Here is a 4,653-nt window from a genome sequence, read left to right on the forward strand (position 1 = left end):
CCGAACCGGGATACTTGCCCTGCTTCCAGGCGACTCCGGCGAACCGGACGATCTTCAATCTTGCAACAGGCCCTGGGACAAGGCCCCGGCCCTTTTGACACCTTGGCGACCGGCTCGCCTCAACCTGAGCAACACCGTTCCGGCACACGCACGTTCACGACTCGTGCAGCGCGCGCTCGTCTACCGGGGTGATGCAACTTCGACAGAGGGGTCATGCAAAACTTTCCCCCATGTACATCAGCCGCGCTTCCCACGTCGCTCTGCTGGCCGCGCTGTGCACCTTGGGAACACTTTCTCTGGCCGCATGCGGCACTGAGGGGAAGACCTCGACAGCAAGCGCCGCCACGAGCGCAGTGACATCGAGTGATGGAACTGTCACCGTCCCGAAGGGGCAGCGACAATTTCCGCGGGAGATCCGGGGCGAGACAATCGAGGGTAAAAATTTCAACGTTGCTGACCTCAAGGCGAAGGTGGTCGTGATCAACGTATGGGGATCTTGGTGCCCACCCTGTCGCGCCGAAGCTCCCCATTTCTCGAAGGTCGCACAGGAGACCGAGAGTAAAGGGGTCGCCTTCGTCGGTATCGACACTCGTGAAGCAAATCGCGGCCAGGCCCTGGCATTCCAAAAAGATTTCGGCATCAAGTATTCGAGTCTATACGACCCAACGGGGAAAGTGATCCTGAACGGATTCCCCAAAGGAAGCTTGAATCCCCAGGCCATTCCCTCGACGATTATTCTCGATCGCCATGGGAGGATTGCGGCACGGGCGCTGCGTGAGCTCACAGAGGAGAGTCTACGCAAAATGCTCAAACCGCTTATTTTGGAGAAGTGATCCCGTGGAGTATTTTGCCGCAGCCGGGGGAGTCAACCACACGGTCCTAAGCGGAGCCCTCATCCTCGCCCTCCCCATCTCGGTGCTCGCGGGGCTAGTTTCCTTCTTCTCGCCATGCGTTCTACCCTTGGTGCCAGGCTACCTTTCTTACGTTACAGGCATAACTGGTACAGACCTTGCGGCCGCTCGTCGTGGCCGTATGGTCGCAGGCGCCTCTCTCTTTGTGCTGGGCTTCACTGTTGTTTTCGCGTCAGGGGGCGCGCTCTTCGGATACTTCGGTTCCACGCTCTTGGAACACCAGGAAATCCTGTCCCGGTCTCTCGGGATTCTATTGATCGTAATGGGTGCCTTCTTTATGGGTTTGATGCCTTGGATGACGCAGCGCGAGTTCCGCATCCACAAGAGGCCGGTATCCGGACTCTCGGGCGCTCCGCTGCTTGGAGCCCTGTTCGGTATCGGCTGGACACCCTGCCTCGGGCCCACTCTCTCCTCAGTTACCGTCCTGGCAGCCAGCGAGGGCAGTGCAGGCCGCGGCACGCTGCTGACAATCGCGTACTGCGTGGGGCTCGGCCTGCCATTCGTCCTGACGGCTGTCGCGTTTCGTAAGGCTCTTGGAGCGTTCGCATGGGTCAAGAGGCGCTATGTGTGGGTTATGCGGATCGGCGGAATCATGATGATCACTACCGGTCTGCTGCTACTCACGGGCGTGTGGGCCGGCATCATCCAGACGATGCAGAGTTGGTCCAACGGCTTCACTCCGGGGATCTGAACACCAGCTCACCTGTTCCAACCCAGTGTGACGCCTTGCCACCTTCGGGTACCTCCATCGCCAGTCCTTGAACCACGCGGCAGCGCAATCGCGGGTGGCGGCACTCCCATCATGAGAGGCGAGGGGCAGGTCCCCGTGGTACGGCAGCAGCACCATCACGCCGGCAAGTTTGCCGGTCCAACGCACCCGGCCCAGGTAGGCGTCATCGGACGTTCGAGGTCTGCACCTACGGCTGTTTTCAGTCGCCGTTCCTCAGTCGCACACAAGGGGACCAACGCCCTCCGTTTTTTGTGCGTCGACTATACATCGCGAGTTCGCCCAGGAACTGTTGACGGGCCAGTCGTAGAGCTGGCCAGCGAGTTCTTCGTCAAGATAGTCACGGCTTGTCGCGTCAGCCACGGGTCGGTGGTTGCTTGACAAGTAGAACAGAGTCGACGGCTCGCCGTCATTGAAGAGAAACAGTCTTTCTGACAAATTTCACGGACAAATGCCCCGGGGACTAAAGTGGAGTTCTCCTCAGTTAGTGGCATGCTTCGAACATTTCACACCAAGGGCGAATAAAGCCGCGAAATGGATTCGAGTCATTTCGGCCAAGTGCTCTCTTATCGGCTTGCGTGCCCCTGTCAAGCAAGTCAATGATCCATGAGTGCCGCCAGGCAAGCGACATTCACTTCACCTTTGGGGGGGTAAATGAACATCATCCTCAGTAAGAGAGCAGTATCCGTAATCGCTGGGGTTGCCATGCTAATGGGAGGGGCTTCGACGATCGGCGCGAGCGCAGCCTCTGCCGCTACTGCAGCAATCCCGTCGAATGTCGTATTCTATGATAATGGCGAGCAGGGTGACGGGTCGCGCAGCATGTCAATTTACATCAACGGCAATAAGCTCGCCGGTGCGGCTTACTGGGTCGCTAACGGCGATAAACTGCAAGCCGTAGATCCGGCTGCAGACGGCTACGGGATCGCTGCCTACCTATCAACCAGTCCTGTGCGTGAGGCGAGCACGTACGGGCACAATTCCCCCTACACTGCAACGAAGACCGGAAACCTTCCGGAGAACCACGCGTACAAGTTCTGGGCCTGCGTAGGAGGCAGCGCCGGCCAGGTTTGCTCGAATGAGTATTCGGTCACCTCGTAACTTGCACGCGTGCTGGTACAGGCCCCTCCGCAAGCAGAAACACCTGGACCAGCCACACTGAAGACCTCCACCCAGAAGTCGGCCACTGAGCCTCTTCCAACTTGGCTGGGTCGGTGGCCAGTTGGATGGGTGGGGCGGTGTCTGAATGCGAGGAAGCTCCTGGTAGACGGGTTCACGACCAAGATCGCCTGTCTGCCAGGAGCTTCCGCGTGCTTGTCTACCCGTCCGGCATCGATGTGTCCACCTCGACGCTGCGCTACCTGTCCGCTCGCCTGCGGATCCGCCGCCGGGAACGCGGGACGCGCCGGCGTCGCGTGAGCGCGAACCCTCAGGCCCTGCTCGTCCTGGCACACCTGCGCTGCGGCCACACATACGCCCAGCTCGCCGCTGGCTTCGGCATCGGTACCGCCACCGCCTACCGGTATGTCGCCGAGGCCGTCGACGTCCTGGCCGCCCTCGCGCCGACCCTCGCCGACGCGATGAAGACCGCTTCCACCAAGGCGTTCGTCATGCTCGACGGCACGCTGCTACCGATCGACCGGGTCACGGCCGATCGACCCTTCTACTCCGGGAAACACAAGAAGCACGGCATGAACGTGCAGGTCATCACCGATCCGATGGGGCGAGTGCTGTGGGATTCACCCGCCCTGCCCGGCGCTGTCCACGACGTGCGGGCGGCGCGCGAACACGGCATCGTCGACGCCCTTACCCACGCCAACGTCACCTGCTGGGCCGCAAGGGCTACCGCGGCGCCGGGGGGGGGGACCGTCCGCATCCCGTACTGGGGACGATGGGACACCCTGTCCGCCGGCCAGCAGGCGGTGAACCGATCCCACGCGAAGATCCGTGCCCCCGTCGAGCAGGCCATGGCGACCCTCAAGTCCTGGCGCCTCCTTCGCAAGCTCCGGTGCTCGACCACCCGCATCACCAACCTCGTCCAAACCGTCCTCACGCTGCATCTGGCCAGCTCAAACCGACGATGAAAAACGCTCACTGGCCCACGAGATCAGCGTGATCCACCTGGCTTCGAGGAAAACGTACGGCGTGCCGCGTGTCACGGCCGAACTGCGGCGCCAGGGCCGGCCGGTCAACCGCAAGCGTGTCGAGCGGGTCATGCGTGAGTACGGGATCGCCGGGCACACCCGCCGCACCGGATGCCGCAGCCTGACCAAACAAGCCGCCCCGGCGCCGACCTGGTCGGCCGCGACTTTCACGCAGACTGTCCCGGCACGAAGAACGTCGGAGACATCACGTACCTACCCACTGCCGAGGGCTGGCTCTACCTCGCTTCGTGGCTCGACCTGGCCACCCGCGAGATCATCGGCTACTCAATGGCCGACCATCACCGAGCTGCACTCGTCCTTGACGCGCTCGACATAGCCGCGAAGCTGGGCCGGCTGCAGCCCCGATGCGTGATTCATTCGGATCGCGGATCGGAAGACACGTCGATACAACTGCGAGAGAAAATAGATGAGTTGCAGGGTCGGCAGAGCATGGGCCGGACCGGGATCTGCTACGACAATGCAGCGGCCGAGAGCTTCTGGGCCGTCCTCAAGGAGGAGATCGGCACCCGATTCCGGTCCGACCGGGCCGCCGCCCGCGCCGAGATCTTCACGTTCATCGAGACCTTCTACAACCGCCACTGACTGCGCAAACACATCAACCGCCCCACGAGACATGACTGCGCTACCAACAAGGCCCGGTCCTCGCGGCGTAACACGACAGTGTCCAAGATCACGGGGAAACCTCATTTGGCGTAAAGAGACAGCGTTGCACAGTATTATGCAGTGAAATGAAAAGGTGATGACCTTCGAGACGCGAGAGTCCCGTCCGGCCCGGCGGTGGGCGCCCGGCCAGTGGTGGAGCGAGCTGCCGCCCGCGGCGGGTGCCTGCGTGATGGCGACCTGCATCCTG

At 61.7% G+C, this 4,653-nt stretch carries 5 protein-coding genes and 1 pseudogene; all 6 read left to right on the forward strand.

Annotated features, from left to right (window positions below; translation table 11 throughout):
• Positions 1-230: 230 nt before the first annotated feature.
• The 6 genes and pseudogenes from LCE31_RS37020 (at position 231) to LCE31_RS37045 (ending at position 4,385) form a co-directional block, all read left to right on the forward strand.
• On the forward strand, positions 231-833 hold the full coding sequence (locus LCE31_RS37020) for a TlpA family protein disulfide reductase (protein WP_225022421.1): 603 nt from the start codon (positions 231-233) through the stop codon (positions 831-833).
• Between the two features lie 4 nt (positions 834-837).
• Entirely contained in the window at positions 838-1,602 is a 765-nt protein-coding gene (locus LCE31_RS37025) for a cytochrome c biogenesis CcdA family protein (RefSeq protein ID WP_225022422.1), read from the forward strand.
• A 690-nt stretch (positions 1,603-2,292) separates the two neighbouring features.
• On the forward strand, positions 2,293-2,739 hold the full coding sequence (locus LCE31_RS37030) for a hypothetical protein (protein ID WP_225022423.1): 447 nt from the start codon (positions 2,293-2,295) through the stop codon (positions 2,737-2,739).
• A 209-nt stretch (positions 2,740-2,948) separates the two neighbouring features.
• The gene (locus LCE31_RS37035; RefSeq protein ID WP_225022424.1) at positions 2,949-3,722 is read left to right on the forward strand and encodes a transposase family protein; all 774 of its coding nucleotides are present in this window, start codon (positions 2,949-2,951) and stop codon (positions 3,720-3,722) included.
• 10 nt (positions 3,723-3,732) lie between these two features.
• Positions 3,733-3,876, forward strand: a pseudogene (locus tag LCE31_RS41410) (IS3 family transposase); the annotation flags it as partial.
• A gap of 17 nt (positions 3,877-3,893) precedes the next feature.
• A complete protein-coding gene (locus LCE31_RS37045) occupies positions 3,894-4,385 on the forward strand; it encodes a DDE-type integrase/transposase/recombinase (RefSeq protein WP_225022425.1) in 492 nt (163 codons plus the stop codon).
• Positions 4,386-4,653 lie beyond the last annotated feature (268 nt).

The sequence above is a fragment of the Streptomyces sp. 8L genome (assembly GCF_020176795.1).
Classification (GTDB): Bacteria; Actinomycetota; Actinomycetes; order Streptomycetales; family Streptomycetaceae; genus Streptomyces.

What these genes read in the sequence shown, in the direction of transcription:
- LCE31_RS37020 (WP_225022421.1), top strand. Translation starts at nt 231, where the DNA reads ATGTACATCAGCCGCGCTTCCCACGTCGCTCTGCTGGCCGCGCTGTGC.
- LCE31_RS37030 (WP_225022423.1), top strand. Translation starts at nt 2,293, where the DNA reads ATGAACATCATCCTCAGTAAGAGAGCAGTATCCGTAATCGCTGGGGTT.
- LCE31_RS37045 (WP_225022425.1), top strand. Translation starts at nt 3,894, where the DNA reads ATGCCGCAGCCTGACCAAACAAGCCGCCCCGGCGCCGACCTGGTCGGC.